This window comes from Ruegeria lacuscaerulensis, assembly GCF_013033355.1.
In the GTDB taxonomy this organism is placed as follows: domain Bacteria; phylum Pseudomonadota; class Alphaproteobacteria; order Rhodobacterales; family Rhodobacteraceae; genus Ruegeria; species Ruegeria lacuscaerulensis_A.
The window spans coordinates 149,685-169,120 of the sequence record NZ_WQDY01000011.1 but is presented as its reverse complement, the minus strand read 5'-3'; the positions used below and the strand labels follow the sequence as shown (position 1 = coordinate 169,120).

Below are 19,436 nucleotides of genomic sequence, written 5' to 3'. Positions count from 1 at the left end.
GTTCTCCTCCCCTCAACCCGCGCGGTTTTGGGCGCGGTCGATGGCGCGGCGCAGCATGACGCCTGCCACATGTTTCTTGAATTCGACGGGGCCGCGGTTGTCGGCCACGGGCTCGATCGCATCCAGCATCGCGGCAACGCAGCCATTCACATCGCCATCGGCCAGTGCAGCACTTGCGCTTTCGGACCACACAGGCGTGTCAGCCAGATTGGTCATCGCGACCGAGGCCGTTCCGTTACCCACCATCACAGCAGCCGCAGCCGTGGCATAGTCGCCAATCTTGCGCTTTTGCTTTTCATACGCCTGACCGACTCCCGCGCCGGGCACCGGGATCGAGATACGGGTCAGGATTTCCTCATCCTCGCGGGCGGTGAAATACGCGGCCTCGTAAAACTCACGCGCGGCGACGCTGCGATTGCCATCGGGACCGGACAGATCAAATGTGGCGTTCAGGCATTGCATCAACCCCGGCATGTCATTGCCCGGATCCCCATTGGCCACATTGCCACCGACGGTGCCCACATAGCGCACCTGCGGATCAGCGATCTGCAATGCCGCCTCGCGGATCAGCGGAATTGCAGCGGCCAGACCGTCATGCGTGATCAATTCGTGCTGCGTGACCATCGCACCCAAGGTCACGGTGTCGGAGCCGACCTCGATGCCCTTCAATTCGTCGATGGCTTGCAGATCAACCAGATGGCCCATCTCGGCCATGCGCAGCTTCATCATCGGGATCAGGCTGTGCCCACCCGCGATCACGCGCGCTTCGTCTCCGTGTTCTTGCAAAATGCCGATGGCCGAGGCGATATCGCCTGGCCGGTGATACTCAAAACCGGCTGGTATCATGTTTTTCCTCCCTGGGTCCGAGCAATATGCCTTGGGGGACCTGACGTCAGGAAAGAACGCCCTCGTCAGCCGTGCCAGTCAACGAGAACGGGGCGCGCAGCTTGTTTCACGAAATACGAATAGGCTGCACGAGTTGCGATCAAAGGCCCAGCGCGTCGCGAATGTCAGGCAGGCGTGACCGGCTGACCGGCACCTTGGTCAACGCATCCACACCGTCGAAATAACAAGTGCCATTGTCCTTGTGACGCTCAAAACTGGAGACATGTTTGGGATTCACCAGATAGCTGCGATGGGCGCGCAAAAACCCGTCCGGCGTCAGGCGGGTTTCAGCCTCGGTGATGGACCAGGGACAGAACAGTTTCTCGGCCCCGATATAGAGCACGGTATAATGCCCTTCGGCCCGGATTGCGGCGATCTCGGTCGGGGTGGCGAAAAAGGTCTGGCCTTCGCGCTCAAACGGAATGCCTGCCCGCAAGGTCGCAGGTTCAGGGCTGGGTGGAGCAGGCGCCACAACAGCAGCAGGTTCAAGGAAGCTAACGCCGGTCAACAGGAACGCTCCACAGATCAGGAACACCGCCACGGTGACACCCATCGCCAGCACCTGATTGTTCAGTGCCGGACCGGCCCCGCCGGTGCTGTCGCTGACGGTGAAATCGGTCAGACCGGTGGCCACGAAGTGCATTGTAAACACCGCCAATCCGAAACAGGCCGTTCCCAGCAAGATGTTACGCTGCGTGCGGTTGTCGTAGGCCACCCAGATCGCCACAACCGACAGCACGACCGAGGCCAGCGTTGACAACAGTACGTCCCACACGTTGTAGACCGGGCGACACAGTTCCATCCCGGCCATGCCTATATAGTGCATGACAACGATGCCAAGGCCCACGATCACGCCCGCCCCCACTATGGTCTGCACCGAACGTGGCCGGAAATGCAGCAACAGCAGCGCCAAACCTACCATCAGGATCGCGACAAGAGCCGAAATCAGTGTGATCAGCGCGTCATAGTAGAACAGGATCGGAAGTTGCAGGCCCAGCATGGCGACGAAATGCATCGACCAGATGCCGCCGCCCAGAACCACCGCAGCCAGCGCCACGATGATCTTACGGCGCTGGTCGTCCAGCTTCGATGCGCCATGCGTAAGATAAAGGCCGGTAAACCCCGCCATCAGCGCCACAGCTAACGAGGCTGCCACAAGCCAAGCGTTATGCGAATAGTCCAGCATTTTTGGTTTAGGCGCCCTCCCCGACGCGTGGACGACGTTAGCAAACGGATTTGATTGGGACAATTGGCTCTTGAACACGAATTCGGTGCTCGCCTCGGCCGTAACCTTTTTTCGTTTGCGGCTTAGAAATTCAGCGCGTTACAAGTTCGCGCTCAGATCTACTTGATGGTCCCCGCTGCCTATTGAATCACCGCATTTTCCCATGCGGAAAGAAACTTTTTACGCTTAAGGTCATCCAAAAAAGTCAGCAAAGCCGGGTTCAATCCAATCGTTTCTCTGTCAGTCACCCCTCCCGGAGACGTCAGCGGCGGGAGGGAGGACTGCGTTTCCCGCGCGGCAGATTTTTCGGCAACGAGATGGCGGATGAAAGCTTCTGCTGCGTCTGGTTCCCGAGTTGCATTAGAAACCAAAGCTGTACGCATCATAATCGTTTGAAAATCAGTCGGAAAAATAACTTCAAGCGCATCTTTACCTTCGGCTCGGACAGCGGCGTAGCTGCCCAACACGTTATATGCGACCAAAATCGTGCCATCGGCCAGATCATTGATCATTTCGCCCGAACAACAATACAACCGCACATCAAGCCCGCCCATAACTTCCATCAAGCGCCAATAGGTTTCCGAAGCTCGCGCATCCTGCGTTGCAAAGAGGTAACCCAAACCGGACTGGCGAACATCATAAGTGCCTACCTTGCCACGGAATTCTTCCGGGCGTTTACGTAAAGCTTCGATCAACATTTGGCGCGTTACGGGAACTTGCTGGCCTTCAAATGCCGCCCTGTTGATCACAATGGCCGCCGGCTCAGTGGTGAACGAGAAAAGGCTGTTGTGCCATTGTGCCCAGTGCGGTGTATCGATGTCGTCGATTGGTAGGGCATACCCATCATTGGCCAGTTTGAGTTGCAGATCCATCGCACTGGACACTACTACGTCAAATGCATCAGCAGCGGCTCGGACCCGCATGTTGATATCGGCCGTGCCCGAGACCAGGTATTCGACACTAATTGAGGGATTCTTCGCCACAAACTCCTCGATCAGTGGCGCAAATAGAACTGTGTCCGTGCTCGAGATTACCCGCAGCCTGGGACCCTCTGCACCCTCGTTGAAAATCAACTGATCTTCCCAGTCTTCTGCCCATCCAGCGCCGGGCAGAAAAGCCAGCATCAAAGCGATAATGTAACGCATGCGCCCCCCATTGGCCGGTTCGATAGAACCAGCATTCCCCCATGTGCAGTCGCCACATCCTTTGCAATGGTTAGTCCCAGTCCAGAGCCAATGGTTCCTACAGCGTTTTCCCCACGCTCAAATCGCCGGGTCAGTCTGTCAACTTCGCTCGGAAGAAAGCCGGGCCCGGTGTCGCTGACCTTAATCTCGGGTTTCGCTGTGACCTCTATTTCTACGATGCTGTCTGCAGGTGCATATTTCAACGCGTTGTCGATCATGTTTCTGACAGCGTTTTGAATAAGAATAGGATCTCCAGAATATGGAACCGATTTATCGCCCGTCAGACAGAGCGACAGTTCCTTCATTTCAGCGATAGGCGTCAAACGCTGAACCAGCTCTTGGATCAACTCGACAAGGTCAACATTCTCGCGCTCTAGCCGGTCCGCGCGAGACGTAATCATGGCGTGATCCAAAAGTTGACCTGCCGCGCGCGAGCTTTCGTCGATCGCGCGAACCATAGCACGCAGCGCCTCGCGGTTTTCTTTTCTTTCCACGCGGTGGAGCGTGGCTTCGGCGTATGATCTGACAGTCGCCAAAGGTGTCCTGACGCGATGGGCTGCTTCGGCGATAAAGTCCTCGGATTGGCTAAGCGACTGATCCAACCGGCCCATCAAGGAATTCAAGGACATGACAAGCGGTGCCATTTCTCGTGGCACTGGTTTTTTGAAAGGACTCAGATCCTGCGGCCCCCTTCGGGTTACCGAAGTCGTCAACTTGTTGAGCTGACCAATGGTTGTCGACGTGATCCAGAAAGATAAAGCTGCGGTGAGTAGAAAGAACCCCAACCCAAGAAAAGCAGCATTGCGCGAAATCTGATCAAGAGTTTCGGAAAGCGCATCCTGAGTTTGACCCAGTACGACTTCGACCTCGGTTTGTCGGTCAAGTCCAACAAGAGTCCGGCTGGCGCTGACCTGTCGGATAAGTTCTTCGCGAACTTCGCCGGTTTTGAACGACCAATCGCTTTCTCCGAGCCCACCAGCAAACCGAAGGTCTTCGTAGCCTGATAGGAACTCACCGTCCCGAAAGATCGCATAGAACACTCGGTCATCTGACGGTGTACTCAGCATTGAAAATGCTGCGTACGGGATATCTACCTCGAGTGCACCATCTCTGAGCGCCGCAGCATCCAGTATTGATGTCACTGAAGCTTCAAGTATGTTGTCCTGACCTTGTTGTGCCACCTGCGCCGCGTAATTGCGAACTGTGAAAAACAGAAGAATTGCAAGAACAGCCGCACCGCCAATCAACGCGAGCACCAGCCTGTTTCGCAATGACCCAGAAACGGTCGGATTAGTTGTCATGATCCAGCCTATACCCCAGACCGCGCAGAGTAGTTATCTTGAGGTCCGACTTTTCAAGATGCCTGCGCAATCGGCCCACATAGACCTCGATGGCGTTGTCTGAAATGTTGTCATCGTAGGAAAACAGCCGATCTGCCAGCTTCTGTTTCGAGAACACATGACCAGGTGCGTTGATGAACAGCTCCATCATACGCAATTCACGATTCCGCAAAGAAACAATGTCCCCGGCGACGACCAAATGCCCCGCGACCGGATCGAAGACAATGCCGCCCATCTCGATCGTCGTTTTTGTGATGCCTGACTTGCGACGCAAAACGGCACGGCATCTAGCCTCGAGTTCAGCGTGATCAAATGGCTTTGTGACGTAATCGTCGGCCCCAAGATCCAAAGAACCGATTCGATCAGAAACCTGACTGCGCGCGGTCAATACAATCACGGGAGTGTCCAATCGACTTGCCCGATGCCGTTTCAGAAAGTCTCGGCCATCCCCATCTGGGAGCATGATGTCCAACAGAATCAGGTCGTATTCTTCGGTTTCGACAAAGGCGGTTGCGTCCTCCAAATTCGCTGCGTGATCAATGACATGACCGTCCAGACGCATGCGCGAACTGACCGCGTTCGCGAGGTCCAGGTTGTCTTCGACAAGTAGAAATTTCATCAGGCTTTTTCAGTATTTTGCCGCGTGACAGGTTGATGTCAGGTTGGTGTGTTTTTGTACCATCCAATCTGAGCCGCCATGCGGCCGGTTGTCAAACGGGAGGAAATCATGACAACGATTAAACTGGGCCGTCGCGCCCTAATCGCAGCTGTGGCCGCAATCGGCCTGACCGGCCCGACATTGGCCGAAGATCAAGTCGTGGACAGCATCCACTTTCTGATCCCCGGCGGTGCCGGTGGTGGCTGGGACGGAACTGCCCGCGGCACGGGTGAGGCCCTTACGAATGCGGGTCTTGTTGGCACTGCATCCTATGAGAACATGTCAGGTGGCGGCGGCGGTAAGGCCATCGGCTTTCTGATTGAAAACGCTGACAGCAATCACGGCACATTGATGGTGAACTCAACGCCCATCGTAATCCGTTCGCTGACCGGTGTTTTCCCGCATAACTTCCGCGACCTGACTCTGGTTTCAGGCACCATCGGTGACTATGCGGCGATCGTCGTAGGCAAAGACAGCCCGATCAACTCGATGGACGATCTGTTGGCAGCTTTTGACGCTGATCCTTCGGCCACAGCAATTGGTGGTGGCTCTGTACCGGGCGGCATGGATCACTTGGTTGCAGCCATGGTCATGGAAGCAGCTGGCAAAGACGCTCTGGGCGTAAAGTACATTCCGTATGACGCAGGCGGCAAAGCCATGGCGGCGCTTCTGTCCGGCGAAATCGCGGCTCTGTCGACGGGTTTCTCGGAAGCTGTTGACCTGTCGAACGCGGGCGAAGTCAAAATCATCGGTGTCACATCGGAAGAACGCGTTGACGCCGCTCCTGATGCGATGACCATGAAGGAGCAGGGTATTGATACCACCTTCGTCAACTGGCGCGGATTCTTCGCAGCACCTGGTCTACCGGAAGACAAGCTGGCGGCATATCAAGACGCAATCGCCAAGATGTACGACACTCCTGAATGGGAAGAGGTTCGGGCGCGCAACGGATGGGTCAACATCCACAACTCGGGCGCTGACTTCCAGACGTTCCTTGAGCAGCAGGAACAGCAGATCGGTGATCTGATGAAGAAGCTGGGCTTTCTCTAACTGAAAATCGGCAGAGCGGACCGCCGCTCTGCCTTCCCCAAAGACAACAAAAAAGGAGGGGGCATCATGGCGTTGGATCGCTGGATCGCGCTCGTTCTGCTGGGTGTTTGTTTAACATATGGCTACGCCGCCTGGTTCACGATGGACGGTAGCCTTCCCCCCTTCATGCAAAGAAATCCCATCTGGCCAAGCACCTTCCCCAAAGTGCTGTCCATTCTGGGTATCGTCACGACGACAATTATCCTGCTAGGCTTTGAAAAGTCCGAGATCAAGGAAGCCGACATCGATTATCGCCGGCTGGGTGATTACCATCTGGATCAGGCGCTAATGCTGCTGGCTTTGATGGTGATCTACGCTTTGTGCCTGCGTCCTGTCGGTTTCCTGATTTCCACATCGGCATTCCTGATCCTTGGCTCTTTCATTCTGGGTGAGCGCAAGTGGCACATCATGCTGCCTGTTGCCTTCATCGCTACTGGGGCCGTCTGGTATCTGGTTCAGGAAGTTCTTGGCATTTACATGCGCCCCCTGCCGGGCATTTTCGGAGGCTGACATGCTTGAAGGACTTCTGATCGGCCTGCAAACGGCATTCTCAATCCAAAACCTTCTGATGGTTATCGCTGGGTGCCTGATCGGCACGTTCATCGGGATGTTGCCCGGTCTTGGACCGATGTCGATCATCGCCATCATGATCCCGGTTGCGATCTCGATGGGCGACCCATCCGCCGCACTGATCCTTTTGGCTGGGGTGTACTACGGAGCGATCTTTGGAGGATCGACATCCTCGATTCTGCTGAACGCGCCAGGTGTCGCGGGCACGGTAGCTTCAAGTTTCGATGGCTATCCGATGGCACGACAAGGCAAAGCAGGCAAGGCGCTGACAATCGCTGCGATCGCCAGTTTTGCCGGCGGCACGCTGGGTGCTGTGCTTCTAATGGTGTTTGCCCCTGCCCTGTCATCAGTGGCGCTGTTGTTCCATTCGGCCGAGTATTTCGCGCTTATGGTTGTAGGTCTTTCAGCCATCGCAGCCTTTGCTGGAAGCGGGCAAGTCGCCAAGGCCGTCATCATGACAGTCCTAGGGCTGATCATGGCAACTGTCGGCGAAGGCGCGTTGTTCAACCTGCCTCGGTTCACCATGGGAATCATGGACCTGCAATCCGGCTTTGGCTTCATCACGCTGGCCATGGCCATGTTTGCCTTGCCCGAAGCGCTGTTTCTGGTCCTGAAGCCAAAAGATCTGAAAGGTGATGATGGTGAGATCAAGGACCTGCGCATCACCAAAGAAGAAGCCAAAGCAATTGCGCCAGTTGTGGGACGGCAGTCCGTACAAGGTTTCTTCATCGGCGTTCTTCCCGGCGCCGGTGCGACAATCGCCAGCTTCCTCGGCTATGCTGTTGAACGCAACATCGCTCCGAAAGAGGAACAGGAAGAATTTGGCAAAGGCTCGATCAAGGGTCTGGCAGCCCCGGAAACAGCGAACAACGCGGCCTGCACAGGATCATTCGTTCCACTGCTGACTTTGGGTATTCCAGGTTCCGGCACCACGGCGATCCTACTGGGCGCGCTGATTGCTCTGAACGTGACACCCGGCCCGCGTCTGATGCTGGATGAGCCTCAGATCTTCTGGGCTGTGATCATGTCCATGTTTATCGGAAACCTTGTCCTGTTGATCCTGAACCTACCGCTGATTCCTTACATCGCAAAGGTGCTATCCGTTCCGCGCAACTACCTGATACCGTTCATTTTGTTCTTTACGTTGATGGGCGCTTATATTGGGCAGAACAATGCAACGGAGTTGTTGATCCTTGTGGGTTTCGGCGTCTGCGCCACGGCTTTGAAGTTTGCCGACTATCCGCTGGCCCCGCTTCTGATCGGGTTCATCCTTGGCGGAATGATGGAAGACAACTTTGCAAGGTCCATGCAGCTTTATGACGGGATCTCGTTTATCTGGGAACGTCCCATGACGCTGGGCCTGCTGGTTATCGCCGCGCTGCTGGTGTTGCTGCCCAGCTATCGCGCGCGGCGCGCACGGGCACGGGCTGCCGGTATCGCCGATGGCGACTGAGCCTCTGGCAGGAATACGGGTTCTTGACCTGACGAACGTTCTGGCGGGCCCGTATTGCTGCTATCAGCTTGCCCTGATGGGGGCCGAGGTGATCAAGGTCGAACGGCCTGAGGGCGGCGACCTTGCTCGGGTGTTGGGGGCAGACCCAGACCGCAACAAGGCCGGGATGGGCATCAGTTTTCTCGCCCAGAACGCGGATAAGAAATCCGTCACGCTGGATATGAAGCCCGCAAAGGGCAAAGACTTGCTGAAGAAGCTGGTTCAAACCGCCGACGTGCTGGTCGAAAATTTCCGGCCCGGTGTAATGGACCGGCTTGGCCTTGGCTATGACGTTCTGCGCGCTGAAAATGCCAACCTGGTCTATTGTGCAATCAGCGGTTTTGGGCAGGACGGTCCTCGCAAAAAAGACCCGGCCTACGACCAAATCGTTCAGGGTATCAGCGGTGTCATGTCGATCACCGGAGCAGCCGATACAGCGCCCTATCGCGTCGGCTACCCGCTGGCCGATACCGTCGGAGGGCTAACAGCCGCTTTTGCTATCAGTGCGGCCCTGAACGCCAGACCACGCGGCACGTTTCTGGATATCGCAATGTCCGAGGCGGTGATCTCCACCATGGGCTGGGTGGTGTCGAACTACCTGATCGGGGATGTCACACCGGCAGCGCATGGCAACGAAAACACCACATCCGCCCCGTCAGGAACCTTTGCCACTGCGGACAACCCGATCAATATCGCGGCCAATCGTGACGAACAATGGCAGGCGCTTGCTCGACACCTTGGACGGGAAGATTTGCTGGGTAACCCTGACTATGCCTCGCGTGAAGATCGCAAGAGGAACCGCCATACGCTAAGGGACGATCTTGAAGCCACGCTGCGCACCCGACCCTCCCGGGAATGGGTTCGCGAGTTGAACGCGATTGGCGTTCCGACCGGGCAGGTGCTGACCGTGCCCGAAGCGCTGACCGACGAACAGCTTACAGGCCGCGGATTGATTGGATCTTTGCCGTCCCACAGCGAGGAGTTGAAACTGACTGGCAGCCCTGTTGTGATGGATGGTCAACGCAGAATGCCCCGGACCGCCCCACCGGACTTAGGGGCAGATAATGCCGTGATCTGGTCTGAGCTTGGTCTGAGCCGTGACGAAATAAACGCGTTGACGAAGGAGGGGATCATATGAGCGATGTCGCTGACTGGTGGTCAACATCCATCATCGACATGGAACCCGGACGAATAGACCTGCGGGGCACACCTATTCAGGACCTTATCGGCAACCTTGGTTTCGCGGAAATAATCTGGTTCATGGTGCGCGGAGACAGGCCATCCGCCGCACAGTTGAAATTGTTCGAGGCCGCCTTGGTTGCTGCCGTGGATCACGGGCCACAAGCCCCTTCGATCGCTACGGCACGCATGGCAGTGACGTGCGGACTGCCGCTCAACAATGCCATGGCAAGCGCGGTGAATATGCTAGGGGACATCCACGGCGGCGCTGGTGAACAAGCGGTGACCCTGTATCAGTTTGTCAATGCTCACCCATCCGCCGTTGGCCCGGCGCTGGATGACTGGATTGCCGCGCAAGGGAAAATTCTGCCCGGATTCGGTCACCGCTTTCACACCCCAACGGATCCACGCGCACCACGTTTAATGAGCCTTGTGGACGAAGCGATTGAGGCAGGTGCCTGTGATGGGCGCTACAAATCTGTCGCGATCGACATCGAAGGCGAATTGGCGCAGCGCAAAGGCAAACCCGTTCCGATGAATATCGACGGAGCCACAGCGGTGATCTATGCCGAGCTTGGTTTTGACGCGCCATTGGCGCGTGGCCTGTTTTGCCTGTCCCGTTCTGTCGGCATTCTTGCACATGCGTGGGAACAGTCTCAGCAGGGTGGCCGAAACAAGGGACCGACCCCGCCAAAGTATCGCTGGACGTACTTGCCCAGCGACACGTAAGTGGCATCAAGGTTCTAAAGTGTCCGTTGATCCGAGTCCTCAGACCTTCTCTTCGATCGCAGGCTCGACATCGGGGCGCACGGGTTCGGCCTCCATTTCGATCACGTCGGGCGAAACTTCTTCTTCCGGCTCTTCAATCTCCGGCTCGACCTTGTCTTCAAGCGCGCCAACGATCAGGGGCAGCATGTGAACACCGGTCGCCGAGGCGATCTCGGGCGTTTGTGGGGTTTGCCAGCTGAGCGTGTCAAAGCTGTGGCAGTTCTGGCAGACCGGAGCCCATTCGGGCTGAATATCATGGCAATTATCGCAAACCCATTGCGGCCCGCGCGGCGCGTTCAGCGCCTTGGCCAACCATCCCTGCACCACCGCGTCCGAGGCGCCCTCGCCCCGTTCAATCGCTGCCATCAGCGTATAGGCGCGGGCATCGGCCTGTTTTTCGACCACATCGCCCAGCGCACGGCGAGCTTCGGGGAAATCCTCGGCCACGATGTTCAACTCGGCCAGGATCAGGCGCGTTTCAGGGTTTTCCGGGTGGATACGGGTCAGGGCGGTGAACCGCTTGATCCGCGCATCCGGCGTTTCATCCGGCGCGATTTCCGCAAAGGCATGGGCCAGATCGGGATGCGGCTGCACCTCCCACGCTTTTTTCAGGATCTTGGTCGCGGCGCGCGGCTTGCCCTTTTCGATATAGGCCCGCGCGGCCATCGCAGCGGCAGGAACCAGATCAGGCGACAAGCGGTTGGCCTCGATCGCGTGTTCTTGCTGTTCGACCGTGGCGCCTTCGTCCAGAATGCCCTTGGCTTCGGACAGAGCCAGCACTGCATCACGGCGTTTGAACACGTCGCGCGGCAGATGACCAGCCTTGAGCTTGGCCGTCAGAGTCGAACGCGCGCCCGTCCAATCCTGCGACTTGGTCTGCAAACCCAGCAGAATATCCTGCGTTTCGGCGTGGCGCGGCTTGATCGCCAACGCCTTTTCGGCCAGCTTCCGGGCGGTATCGTCATCACCCTCGGCCAGTTTCTGCTTCAAGATACCACGCACGCCCACAAACCGGGTGGCGTTGTTCGTCACCAGTTTCTTATAGGTATCCGAGGCTTTCTTGGTGTCACCATTCATCTCGGCCGCCTGTGCCACCAGCAGATTGGTTAGTTCAGGCTTGTTCAGCAGTTTTTCGGCCTTGGTGGCCTTGGACATGGCAATGCGCCCCTCGCCCGAAGCCAGTGCCATTAGCCCATCAGCCAGCGCCTGATAGCCGCGCTGTTCACGGCTGCGGTCGAAATAGCGCGACAGGGCGGTTTCATCGCCATTTAGGAATTTCAGCGTGGCGATCAGCAGGGTCAGCAGTTTGAAGAACACCCAGATTGCAAAGACCAACACGCCCAGCGCAATAACCGATTGCAAAGGCCCCAGAGTGTATTCCGTGCCACCCGCCGTGATCTGAATACCGCCGCTGGTTTCCATCAGGAACCCGGCACCAATAGCCAGAAGGCCAACAATGGCAACAAATACAAGGATTTTTATCAGTGACCACAGCATGGCAGGTCCTTCAGTTCGAGTTCGCGCCAGAAGCAAGCGCATCTGCGGCATCCACGGCAGATACCCGTGTCTGCGCCGCTTTTTCCCATTCAGCCAGCGCAGCACGGGCCGCCTCGGGCAGAGATTTCAGTTCGTTCAAAGCCCCAGCCACATCACCGGCGGACAGCGCCGCTTGCGCACGAGACAAGATCGCATCCGGATCATCACCCTCTTGCGGTGTTACCGAACGCGCACCGGTCTGGCGCTGGAGGAACGCGACGATCCCCGTGCCTTTCTCCGCCTCTCGGGCGTCGGCAAGAGCAGCGCGGGCGGCTGGCGCAAAATCCTCACGCAGGGCCGAAACCGTCGCGACTCCATTGTCGGCCGCCGTGGACAGCGCACCCGGGATTTCGACCCCGCCAGCTGACAGCTCGGAAAGAAGGTCGGAATAGGGTTGCCCTGCATCCAATTGCCCGTGGAGCTTAGACAGTATCGCTGCATTGGTCGCGGCCAAAGCCTCATCCGAAGCTTTTGCTTCTAGAGCCTGAGCTTCCGCAACCATCTTTTCAACCTCGGCGCGTTGGGCAGCCAGCGAGTCCTGCAGTTTTTTCAACTCGGCTTCAAATGCGGCTGTGGTTTCGGGGGTGGCTCCTTGGGTCAGCGCGCCGCTTTCCAGCGCGGCCAAGCGATCAGCCAGAGGCTGGATCTGTCCTGACAAACCATCAAGGCCGGATTGGACGGCGTCCAGATCCGAAGTGATCGGAGCCAACTGTTCTGTCAAAGCAGCAATCTTGCTTTCCAAGTCCGAGCCATCGGACAGAGATTTCGAGAGCGCGTCGATTTGGTTGGCTTGATCGGTCAGCTTTGCCTCGAGCGTGGTCAACGCGTCCGAGCTGCCGGAGTCGAACAAACCAGCACTGCCCGCCGCGAACCCGATTGCGGCTGCAATCGCACCGCCGATCAACGCCGGAACAAAGCCACCTTTCTTTTCCGAATGACGTTCGGACAGGTTCTCCTTGAAACGTTCAAGATTGGCTTCGGCTTCGGCTTCGGCTTCGGCTTCGGCTTCGGCTTCGGCTTCGGCTTCGGCTTCGGAAAGGGTCTCTTCTAACGCTGTTGCATCGTCAATAGTCGGTTCCTCAGATGCGGAAACAGCTTCAACCGACTCATCTGTCTTGGGATCATCCACCGGTTTTTGATCGGAGTTCTTCTTATCAGCCACCGCAATATTCCCCTTATCGAATCCGAAATGCTTGGAACAACAGACCCGGCTAAGTTAGTCGGTGGCCACGTCGCCCTCAACCCGCAACGCATGTTTCACAAGTTTTTTAACGGCCTTACGCATTTTCTTGGGTGTCGGCGCTTTCGCGACCTTCAACCGCGCATAGGGCAAAGAATAAAGGGGTTCGGCCGTGGCCTGGCTGATGGTAGCTACCCAAAGCGGGGCAGAACCGCGCCAGATGTCGGCAAAATGTCGCGCCGTTCTGGGTGAAAATATTGGAACCAAAACAGGGGATTTACCGCTTGCGGCGGCAGTCGCTTCGGGTGTCAGCGGTAACAGGTTTTGCTGGTAAACGGGCTGTTCGCGCACGGTCAGCCCGGATTCGGTCAGCCGCGCGGCAATATTGCCCCGGCTGTGCTCGCCTCGCAGGTGCAGTAGCGGACTGAGCGGTCGTGTTTGCAAAAGGGCTGCGATTAACTCCTCGGCGGTCTGGCCCATCATTTGCGCGTCCCACCCAGCACCTTTTGCCGTACCTGTTGTTGCAGGACCCACGCAGAAGGCAGGCAGAGACCGCTCAACCCCAGCCGAGGCCACCGCGTTCACCGCATTGGCTGAGGTGAAAATCAGCCCACGCGTATCAATCGTATCCACACGAACCGGCAGGGGTTTGATTTCCAGAATCGGGGAATAGATGACCTGCACCCGAGACCTGACGCGGGTCGGAAGCTGCGCAACGAACCTTTCAGAGGCCGCGCGCGGGCGGGTCATCAACAAATACAACGGTCGGCGCCTTGGGCCTTGGGATTGTTTGCATCCGCACAGGGTGATACCCCGCTTGGCAACCAAGGTGTAACGGATCGGGCCAATGGTGCAAACACTTACTGTCCTCGGGTTGGAAAGCAGCTGTGACGACACAGCCGCAGCCGTTGTGCGCCATGGCGAAAACGGGGCCGAGGTTTTGTCCTCGATCGTTCATGGCCAAAACGAACTGCACAGTGCCTTTGGCGGCGTTGTCCCCGAGATTGCTGCCCGCGCTCATGCCGAGAAACTGGACACTTGCGTCATGCAGGCGCTTGAGGAGGCCGGTTTGGCTCTGTCCGACATGGACGCCGTAGCCGTGACTGCGGGGCCGGGTTTGATCGGCGGCGTCATGTCCGGCGTGATGTGCGCCAAAGGGATCAGTGCCGCGACAGGGCTGCCCTTGATCGGGGTGAACCACTTGGCAGGCCACGCGCTGACGCCACGCCTGACCGACGGGATCGCGTTTCCGTATCTGATGCTGCTGGTTTCGGGCGGACATTGCCAATACCTGATCGCCCACGGGCCGGACCACTTTACCCGTCTGGGCGGCACCATCGACGACGCGCCGGGTGAGGCGTTCGACAAAACCGCCCGTCTACTGGGCTTGCCGCAACCCGGCGGCCCTTCGGTCGAGGCCGAGGCCCGCGCAGGCGATCCCAAACGGTTCCGCTTTCCGCGGCCTTTGTTGGACCGCCCCGGATGTGATCTGTCTTTTTCAGGCCTTAAGACTGCACTGATGCGGATGCGCGATCAGGTCGTGGCCGAGAAAGGCGGGCTGACCCGTCAGGACCGCGCCGATCTGTGCGCCGGATTCCAACAGGCCGTTGTCGATACACTGGCCGAGAAAACCCGCCGAGCGATGGATCTGTATTTAAACGAAAACCCCGCGGAGCCGGTGATTGCAGTGGCCGGAGGCGTCGCGGCAAATTCGGCCATTCGTTCAGCATTAGAGACTGTATGCGATGAGAAAGGCGGGCGTTTCACCGCACCGCCTCTCGCCCTTTGCACCGACAACGCGGCCATGATCGCCTATGCCGGGATCGAGCGATTCCGCACCGGCGCGCGCGACGGGCTGGACTTGACCGCCCGCCCCCGCTGGCCTTTGGACCAGACCAGCCCCGCAATGCTTGGCAGTGGCAAAAAAGGGGCCAAGGCATGAGCGTTTCGGTTCTGGGCTCGGGTGCATTCGGGACCGCGCTGGCAATTTCGCTGGCCGGAAACGGACCGGTAACGCTTTGGGCGCGAGACGCGGAACAGGCGCGGGTGATGCACAGCACGCGTGAAAACGCGGCGCGGCTGCCGGGTGTGACCTTGCCGGATGCGATCACCGCAACGGCGGACATTACGCAGGCAACGCGCAGTCAAACGTTACTGGTCTCGGTGCCGATGCAAAAACTGCGCGGTGTGCTGACGGATCACGGCGTGGTTCTGGCTGGGAAAACGCTGGTGGCCTGCTGCAAAGGTATCGAGCTATCCACCGGGCTGGGTCCGATCTCGGTCATCCGCCAGACCATTCCCGACGCGCGCCCTGCCCTGCTGACCGGCCCGAGCTTTGCCGATGATATCGCACGCGGATTGCCCACCGCGCTGACGCTGGCCTGCGCTGAGGATGCGCATGAGCTACAGCATGACCTGACCACGGCGAACCTGCGCCTGTACCGCACCACCGATCTGATCGGGGCGGAACTGGGCGGCGCGTTGAAGAACGTCATGGCCATCGCTTGCGGAGCAGCGATCGGAGCCGGTTTGGGCGACAGCGCCCGCGCCGCGCTGATGACGCGCGGATTTGCTGAGATGCAGCGCTTTGCCCTAATTCGCGGCGCGCGGCCCGAAACCCTTATGGGCCTGTCGGGACTGGGCGATCTGGTGCTGACCTGCTCGTCCGAGTTATCCAGAAACTATCGTTTTGGCCTGTGTTTGGGTCGAAATCAGCCCTTTGACACCACCACCACGGTCGAGGGCGTCGCAACCGCGCGTGCCATGTCCGACATTGCCCGGGCCGAGGGGCTGGACATGCCTATCAGCGCTACTGTCGCCGACCTGAGCCAAGGCACATATAGTGTGGCGCAGGCCATTGATACTCTGCTCAACAGACCCCTGAAGGAGGAATAATATGCTCATCGCTCTGATCGCCCGTGACAAGGACGGCGCATTGCAAACCCGGCTGGACAATCGCGCCGACCACCTGGCTTACATCGAAGAAACCGGTGTCGTTGCACAGGCCGGACCCCTGTTGGATGGCGACGCAATGATCGGATCGCTGATCATACTTGAGGTGGAAGACATGGCCGCCGCCCAAAGCTGGGCTGACAATGATCCCTATGTCAAGGCCGGGTTGTTCCAGTCCGTCGACCTGATCGCGTGGAAAAAGGTCATCGGCTGATGGCATATTGGCTGTTCAAATCCGAACCCTCGACCTGGAGCTGGGACCAACAGGTTGCCAAAGGGGACGCAGGCGAGGAATGGGACGGCGTGCGCAACTATCAGGCGCGCAATTTCATGCGTCAGATGGCGGTGGGCGACCGGGGGTTCTTTTACCATTCGCAAAAGGACAAGGCGGTGGTTGGCATCGTCGAGGTCTGCGCCGCCGCCCATCCCGACAGCACCACCGATGACGAGCGCTGGGAATGCGTGGATATCAAGGCCGTACGGCCCTTCAAAACACCGGTCACGCTGGACCAGATCAAGGCCGATGGACGGCTGGACGAGATGGTGCTGGTGAAAAACTCGCGCCTGTCGGTGCAGCCGGTTACGGATGCCGAATGGCAGGTGATCTGCGATCTGGGGCAGACTCAGGCGGAATAAAAAAGGGAAGGTTCCGACGGATGCAGAACCTTCCCTACCCCGCGTGCTCCCGACTCACCACACGCGTATAGAAATTCTTCGGTTCTGACCGTCCTGGCCACAAGATGACACTAGCCGAAACAGCGGCGCCGATACAAACACCAAGTACTTAAAATTGGAAACGCCCGCCGCTGCGACGGGCGCTATTGGATCAGCCGTAGACCGATTCCTTGCCGAAGTGTTTGGTCAGCATGTAATAGACCACAGCGCGGTATTTGTTGCGCTCTCACATACCATAAGTGCCAAGCACCGATTGTATCGCCTCATCTAACGCAGAACTATCGGACAGGCCCAGTTTCTTGATCAGGAAGTTGTTTTTGACAGTCTCAATCTCGCCCTCTTGCGAGGCCGCCACGGTCGATGCGTCGGCATCGTAGATCGCCGGACCGCAACCGATCGTGACCTTGGTCAGCAAGTCCATATCGGGATCCATCCCGCATTTGTTCTTCAGATCTTCCGCGTATTTTGCAATCAAGTCGTCGCGTTTTCCCATGACTGGCTCTCCCGTAAAGCAGCGTCTTGCTGCGAAGTCACAAAAGGTTGAAACAAGTGCGGGAAATCTATTCAGCTGAGGGTAGGTCACAACGGGAAAAACTGGTTTGTTTCCCCCCAAGGAAACACGGAAAACTCACTGAAAGGCGCGATTGGCCAAATCCGAGAAAGCGCGCACCTTTCGCCCATGTGTTGCGTTCCCTGCATGCACGAATGAGATCGGAGCGTCAGGTGACCGCAAAACACCAGGCATGACCTCAACCAGTGCTCCGCTTTCCAACTCGCGCTGAACAGCTAAGCGGGATTTGACCGCAAGCCCCAACCCCTGTACCGCCGCTTCGGTCAACATATCCGAGTTCGATACTGCAATCCCGCGCGGGATCGAAAACTGCGCAGCACCGTGACCATCCGTGATGTCGAGCCGAGTTTGCCACGGCAGACAGGCCCAGCGCATTAGGCGTAAGTCTTCAGCCGTGGCCGGCAGTCCATATGTCTCGCAAAACACCGGTGAAGCACAGATGATCCTGTCATTATCGCTTAGTTTACGGGCCTTTAGTGTGCTGTCGGCCATCTGTCCCACCCGGATCGCGCAGTCGATACCCTCATCCACCAACGCGACATAGCGATCAACGGCCAGAAACTCGACCGTCAGGTCCGGATGCTCGGCCTGAAACGCGCTCATAACCGGCATGATGAAGCGCGACAAAATCCAGGGTGACAGCGTCACGCGCAAATGTCCGCGCAATGCGCCAGTGCCACTGCCGGCCTCAAGCTCGGCGTCGCGCAAATCGGCCAACAAAGGTTCGATCCGGTCCAGAAAGATCAGACCTTCTTCGGTCAGTTGCACCTTGCGGCTGTTGCGGTGGAAGAGTTTGAGGTTCAGAACCTCCTCAAGCTTCGTGATGCGATGGCTGACCGTCGCCGCCGAGATCCCCTGCGCCTTGGCCGCGGACCCGACGCCGCCGGTTTTCGCGACCGAGACAAAGGTCAGCAGGTCATTCACATGGTACATTCGAAAATTCCTAACGCTGGTTTCAAGATTGAGCCAGTTATCGCGGAAAATTTCAAATGGTATCTGCTGAATCACGACCAGAGGAGGACCTGATGAAATCACTTTACGCAGCCACATGCGCGCTTGCGCTGGCCATGCCCGCAGCGGCAGCCGAGTTGGAAACCTATCTTGAGTTTGAAAAGGCCATGCCTCCGGGCAATCTGGCCATTGGCCCGGATGGGCGCATGTTCATGTCCGTGCATGAATTCTATGGCCCCGAATTGCGCGTGGTTGAAGTGATGCCGGACGGCTCCACCCAACCCTACCCGACCGAAGACTGGGCCCGCGCCCCGAACGATGATGCGGACGGGTTGAACGGCGTGTTGGGCCTGCGGGCGGATCGCGATGGAATCCTGTGGATGCTGGATGGTCAGGGCGAGAACCAGACCGGACGCGTCGTTGGTTGGGACACCAAAACCGAAACGCTGCACGCAATCCACTATATCGGCGCGCCTGTGGCGCGGCCCACATCGTTCCTGAACGATCTGGCTGTGGATCGCGATCATGGGGCTATCTACATCTCGGATACCGGCGACGGGCAGAACTCGGCCATTATCGTGGTTGATCTGGATACCGGGCGGGCGCGTCGGGTCCTGGAAGGCTCTAAATATACGATTCCTGAAGATACGCCGATGGTGATTGACGGGCGCGAGATTACGCTGGGCGGCAATCCTGCGAAGATCGGCATCAATCCGATCACCGTCGATCCGACCAACACGTGGGTTTACTTCGCGCCCATGACAGCCAGCGCAATGTACCGCATTCCCACCGCCGCGCTGCTGGATGAAAGCCTGTCAGATGCCGATATTGAAGCCAAGGTTGAACGCTATGGCGACAAGCCGATCTCAGATGGGTCAACCGTGGATACCGGCGGCAATGTCTATATCACCGCGATGACGGACAATGCGCTGGGCGTCACCAAGCCGGATGGCAGTTATGAAGTGCTGTTCCAGTCGGACGATGAATTGCCGTGGCCAGACGGGTTTTCGATCGGTGCGGATGGGTATGTCTATGCCACGATTAACGAGTTGCACCGCTCGCCCGTACTGAACAATGGCGAAGATGCCTCGAAGGGTATCTACAAGATCGTCCGGTTCAAATCGCTGGCTGATGCGGTCAGCGGACGCTAAGCCAATCTCCGGCCCCGTTTCGCGGGGCCG

19 protein-coding genes and 1 pseudogene are annotated in these 19,436 nt (G+C 57.9%); 10 read left to right on the top strand and 10 right to left on the bottom strand.

What is annotated here, in order from left to right; genetic code table 11:
- Positions 1 to 12: 12 nt before the first annotated feature.
- From GOW48_RS18105 to GOW48_RS18085, 5 genes are all read right to left on the bottom strand, one after another.
- Complete coding sequence (locus GOW48_RS18105; RefSeq protein WP_170755559.1) at positions 13 to 846, bottom strand: FAD binding domain-containing protein; 834 nt, start codon at positions 844 to 846, stop codon at positions 13 to 15.
- A 139-nt stretch (positions 847 to 985) separates the two neighbouring features.
- Positions 986 to 2,071, bottom strand: coding sequence for an MHYT domain-containing protein (locus GOW48_RS18100; protein WP_170755558.1), 1,086 nt, complete (start codon positions 2,069 to 2,071; stop codon positions 986 to 988).
- Between the two features lie 179 nt (positions 2,072 to 2,250).
- Positions 2,251 to 3,255, bottom strand: a complete 1,005-nt coding sequence (locus GOW48_RS18095) for an ABC transporter substrate-binding protein (RefSeq protein ID WP_170755557.1) — start codon at positions 3,253 to 3,255, stop codon at positions 2,251 to 2,253.
- Entirely contained in the window at positions 3,234 to 4,595 is a 1,362-nt protein-coding gene (locus tag GOW48_RS18090) for a sensor histidine kinase (protein WP_170755556.1), read from the bottom strand. The genes GOW48_RS18095 and GOW48_RS18090 overlap by 22 nt, the downstream gene beginning before the upstream one ends.
- Positions 4,585 to 5,253 (bottom strand): response regulator transcription factor, encoded by a 669-nt coding sequence (locus GOW48_RS18085; protein WP_170355567.1) that lies wholly within the window; start codon positions 5,251 to 5,253, stop codon positions 4,585 to 4,587. Before GOW48_RS18085 ends, GOW48_RS18090 begins: the two co-directional genes overlap by 11 nt.
- 108 nt (positions 5,254 to 5,361) lie before the next feature.
- On the opposite strand from GOW48_RS18085, the gene GOW48_RS18080 reads away from it, so the two are divergent.
- The 5 genes from GOW48_RS18080 (at position 5,362) to GOW48_RS18060 (ending at position 10,351) form a co-directional block, all read left to right on the top strand.
- Entirely contained in the window at positions 5,362 to 6,342 is a 981-nt protein-coding gene (locus GOW48_RS18080) for a Bug family tripartite tricarboxylate transporter substrate binding protein (RefSeq protein WP_170355568.1), read from the top strand.
- 66 nt (positions 6,343 to 6,408) lie between these two features.
- The gene (locus GOW48_RS18075; protein ID WP_170755555.1) at positions 6,409 to 6,891 is read left to right on the top strand and encodes a tripartite tricarboxylate transporter TctB family protein; all 483 of its coding nucleotides are present in this window, start codon (positions 6,409 to 6,411) and stop codon (positions 6,889 to 6,891) included.
- Position 6,892: 1 nt separating this feature from the next.
- Complete coding sequence (locus GOW48_RS18070; protein WP_170755554.1) at positions 6,893 to 8,404, top strand: tripartite tricarboxylate transporter permease; 1,512 nt, start codon at positions 6,893 to 6,895, stop codon at positions 8,402 to 8,404.
- Positions 8,394 to 9,581 carry a CaiB/BaiF CoA transferase family protein gene (locus GOW48_RS18065; protein ID WP_170755553.1) on the top strand — a complete coding sequence of 396 codons (1,188 nt, stop codon included), beginning with the start codon at positions 8,394 to 8,396 and terminating at the stop codon, positions 9,579 to 9,581. Before GOW48_RS18070 ends, GOW48_RS18065 begins: the two co-directional genes overlap by 11 nt.
- Positions 9,578 to 10,351, top strand: a complete 774-nt coding sequence (locus GOW48_RS18060) for a citryl-CoA lyase (RefSeq protein ID WP_170755552.1) — start codon at positions 9,578 to 9,580, stop codon at positions 10,349 to 10,351. Before GOW48_RS18065 ends, GOW48_RS18060 begins: the two co-directional genes overlap by 4 nt.
- Before the next feature lie 39 nt (positions 10,352 to 10,390).
- Here the strand turns inward: GOW48_RS18060 and GOW48_RS18055 are convergent, their stop codons facing one another.
- Genes GOW48_RS18055 through GOW48_RS18045 form a run of 3 tightly spaced genes read right to left on the bottom strand, consistent with a single transcriptional unit; the run spans position 10,391 to position 13,868 of the window.
- A complete protein-coding gene (locus GOW48_RS18055; RefSeq protein ID WP_170755551.1) occupies positions 10,391 to 11,887 on the bottom strand; it encodes a heme biosynthesis protein HemY in 1,497 nt (498 codons plus the stop codon).
- A 10-nt stretch (positions 11,888 to 11,897) separates the two neighbouring features.
- Positions 11,898 to 13,088, bottom strand: a complete 1,191-nt coding sequence (locus GOW48_RS18050; RefSeq protein WP_170755550.1) for a COG4223 family protein — start codon at positions 13,086 to 13,088, stop codon at positions 11,898 to 11,900.
- Between the two features lie 54 nt (positions 13,089 to 13,142).
- Positions 13,143 to 13,868 carry a uroporphyrinogen-III synthase gene (locus GOW48_RS18045; RefSeq protein ID WP_234899348.1) on the bottom strand — a complete coding sequence of 242 codons (726 nt, stop codon included), beginning with the start codon at positions 13,866 to 13,868 and terminating at the stop codon, positions 13,143 to 13,145.
- 85 nt (positions 13,869 to 13,953) lie between these two features.
- On the opposite strand from GOW48_RS18045, the gene tsaD reads away from it, so the two are divergent.
- From tsaD to GOW48_RS18025, 4 genes are read left to right on the top strand one after another with little or no spacing between them, the layout of a single operon-like run.
- Positions 13,954 to 15,048, top strand: a complete 1,095-nt coding sequence (gene tsaD, locus GOW48_RS18040) for a tRNA (adenosine(37)-N6)-threonylcarbamoyltransferase complex transferase subunit TsaD (protein WP_170755548.1) — start codon at positions 13,954 to 13,956, stop codon at positions 15,046 to 15,048.
- Positions 15,045 to 16,001: an NAD(P)H-dependent glycerol-3-phosphate dehydrogenase gene (locus tag GOW48_RS18035; protein WP_170755547.1), complete on the top strand. Its 957-nt coding sequence runs from the start codon at positions 15,045 to 15,047 to the stop codon at positions 15,999 to 16,001. Before tsaD ends, GOW48_RS18035 begins: the two co-directional genes overlap by 4 nt.
- 1 nt (position 16,002) lies before the next feature.
- A complete protein-coding gene (locus GOW48_RS18030; protein WP_170755546.1) occupies positions 16,003 to 16,272 on the top strand; it encodes a YciI family protein in 270 nt (89 codons plus the stop codon).
- Entirely contained in the window at positions 16,272 to 16,694 is a 423-nt protein-coding gene (locus tag GOW48_RS18025) for an EVE domain-containing protein (protein WP_170755545.1), read from the top strand. Before GOW48_RS18030 ends, GOW48_RS18025 begins: the two co-directional genes overlap by 1 nt.
- 190 nt (positions 16,695 to 16,884) lie before the next feature.
- Here the strand turns inward: GOW48_RS18025 and GOW48_RS18020 are convergent.
- Positions 16,885 to 17,226 (bottom strand): annotated as a pseudogene (locus GOW48_RS18020) (DUF2853 family protein).
- 135 nt (positions 17,227 to 17,361) lie between these two features.
- Positions 17,362 to 18,237 carry a LysR family transcriptional regulator gene (locus GOW48_RS18015; RefSeq protein ID WP_170755544.1) on the bottom strand — a complete coding sequence of 292 codons (876 nt, stop codon included), beginning with the start codon at positions 18,235 to 18,237 and terminating at the stop codon, positions 17,362 to 17,364.
- 92 nt (positions 18,238 to 18,329) lie between these two features.
- Between GOW48_RS18015 and GOW48_RS18010 the strand changes: the two genes are divergently transcribed.
- On the top strand, positions 18,330 to 19,406 hold the full coding sequence (locus GOW48_RS18010; protein ID WP_214648675.1) for an L-dopachrome tautomerase-related protein: 1,077 nt from the start codon (positions 18,330 to 18,332) through the stop codon (positions 19,404 to 19,406).
- Positions 19,407 to 19,436: the final 30 nt, after the last annotated feature.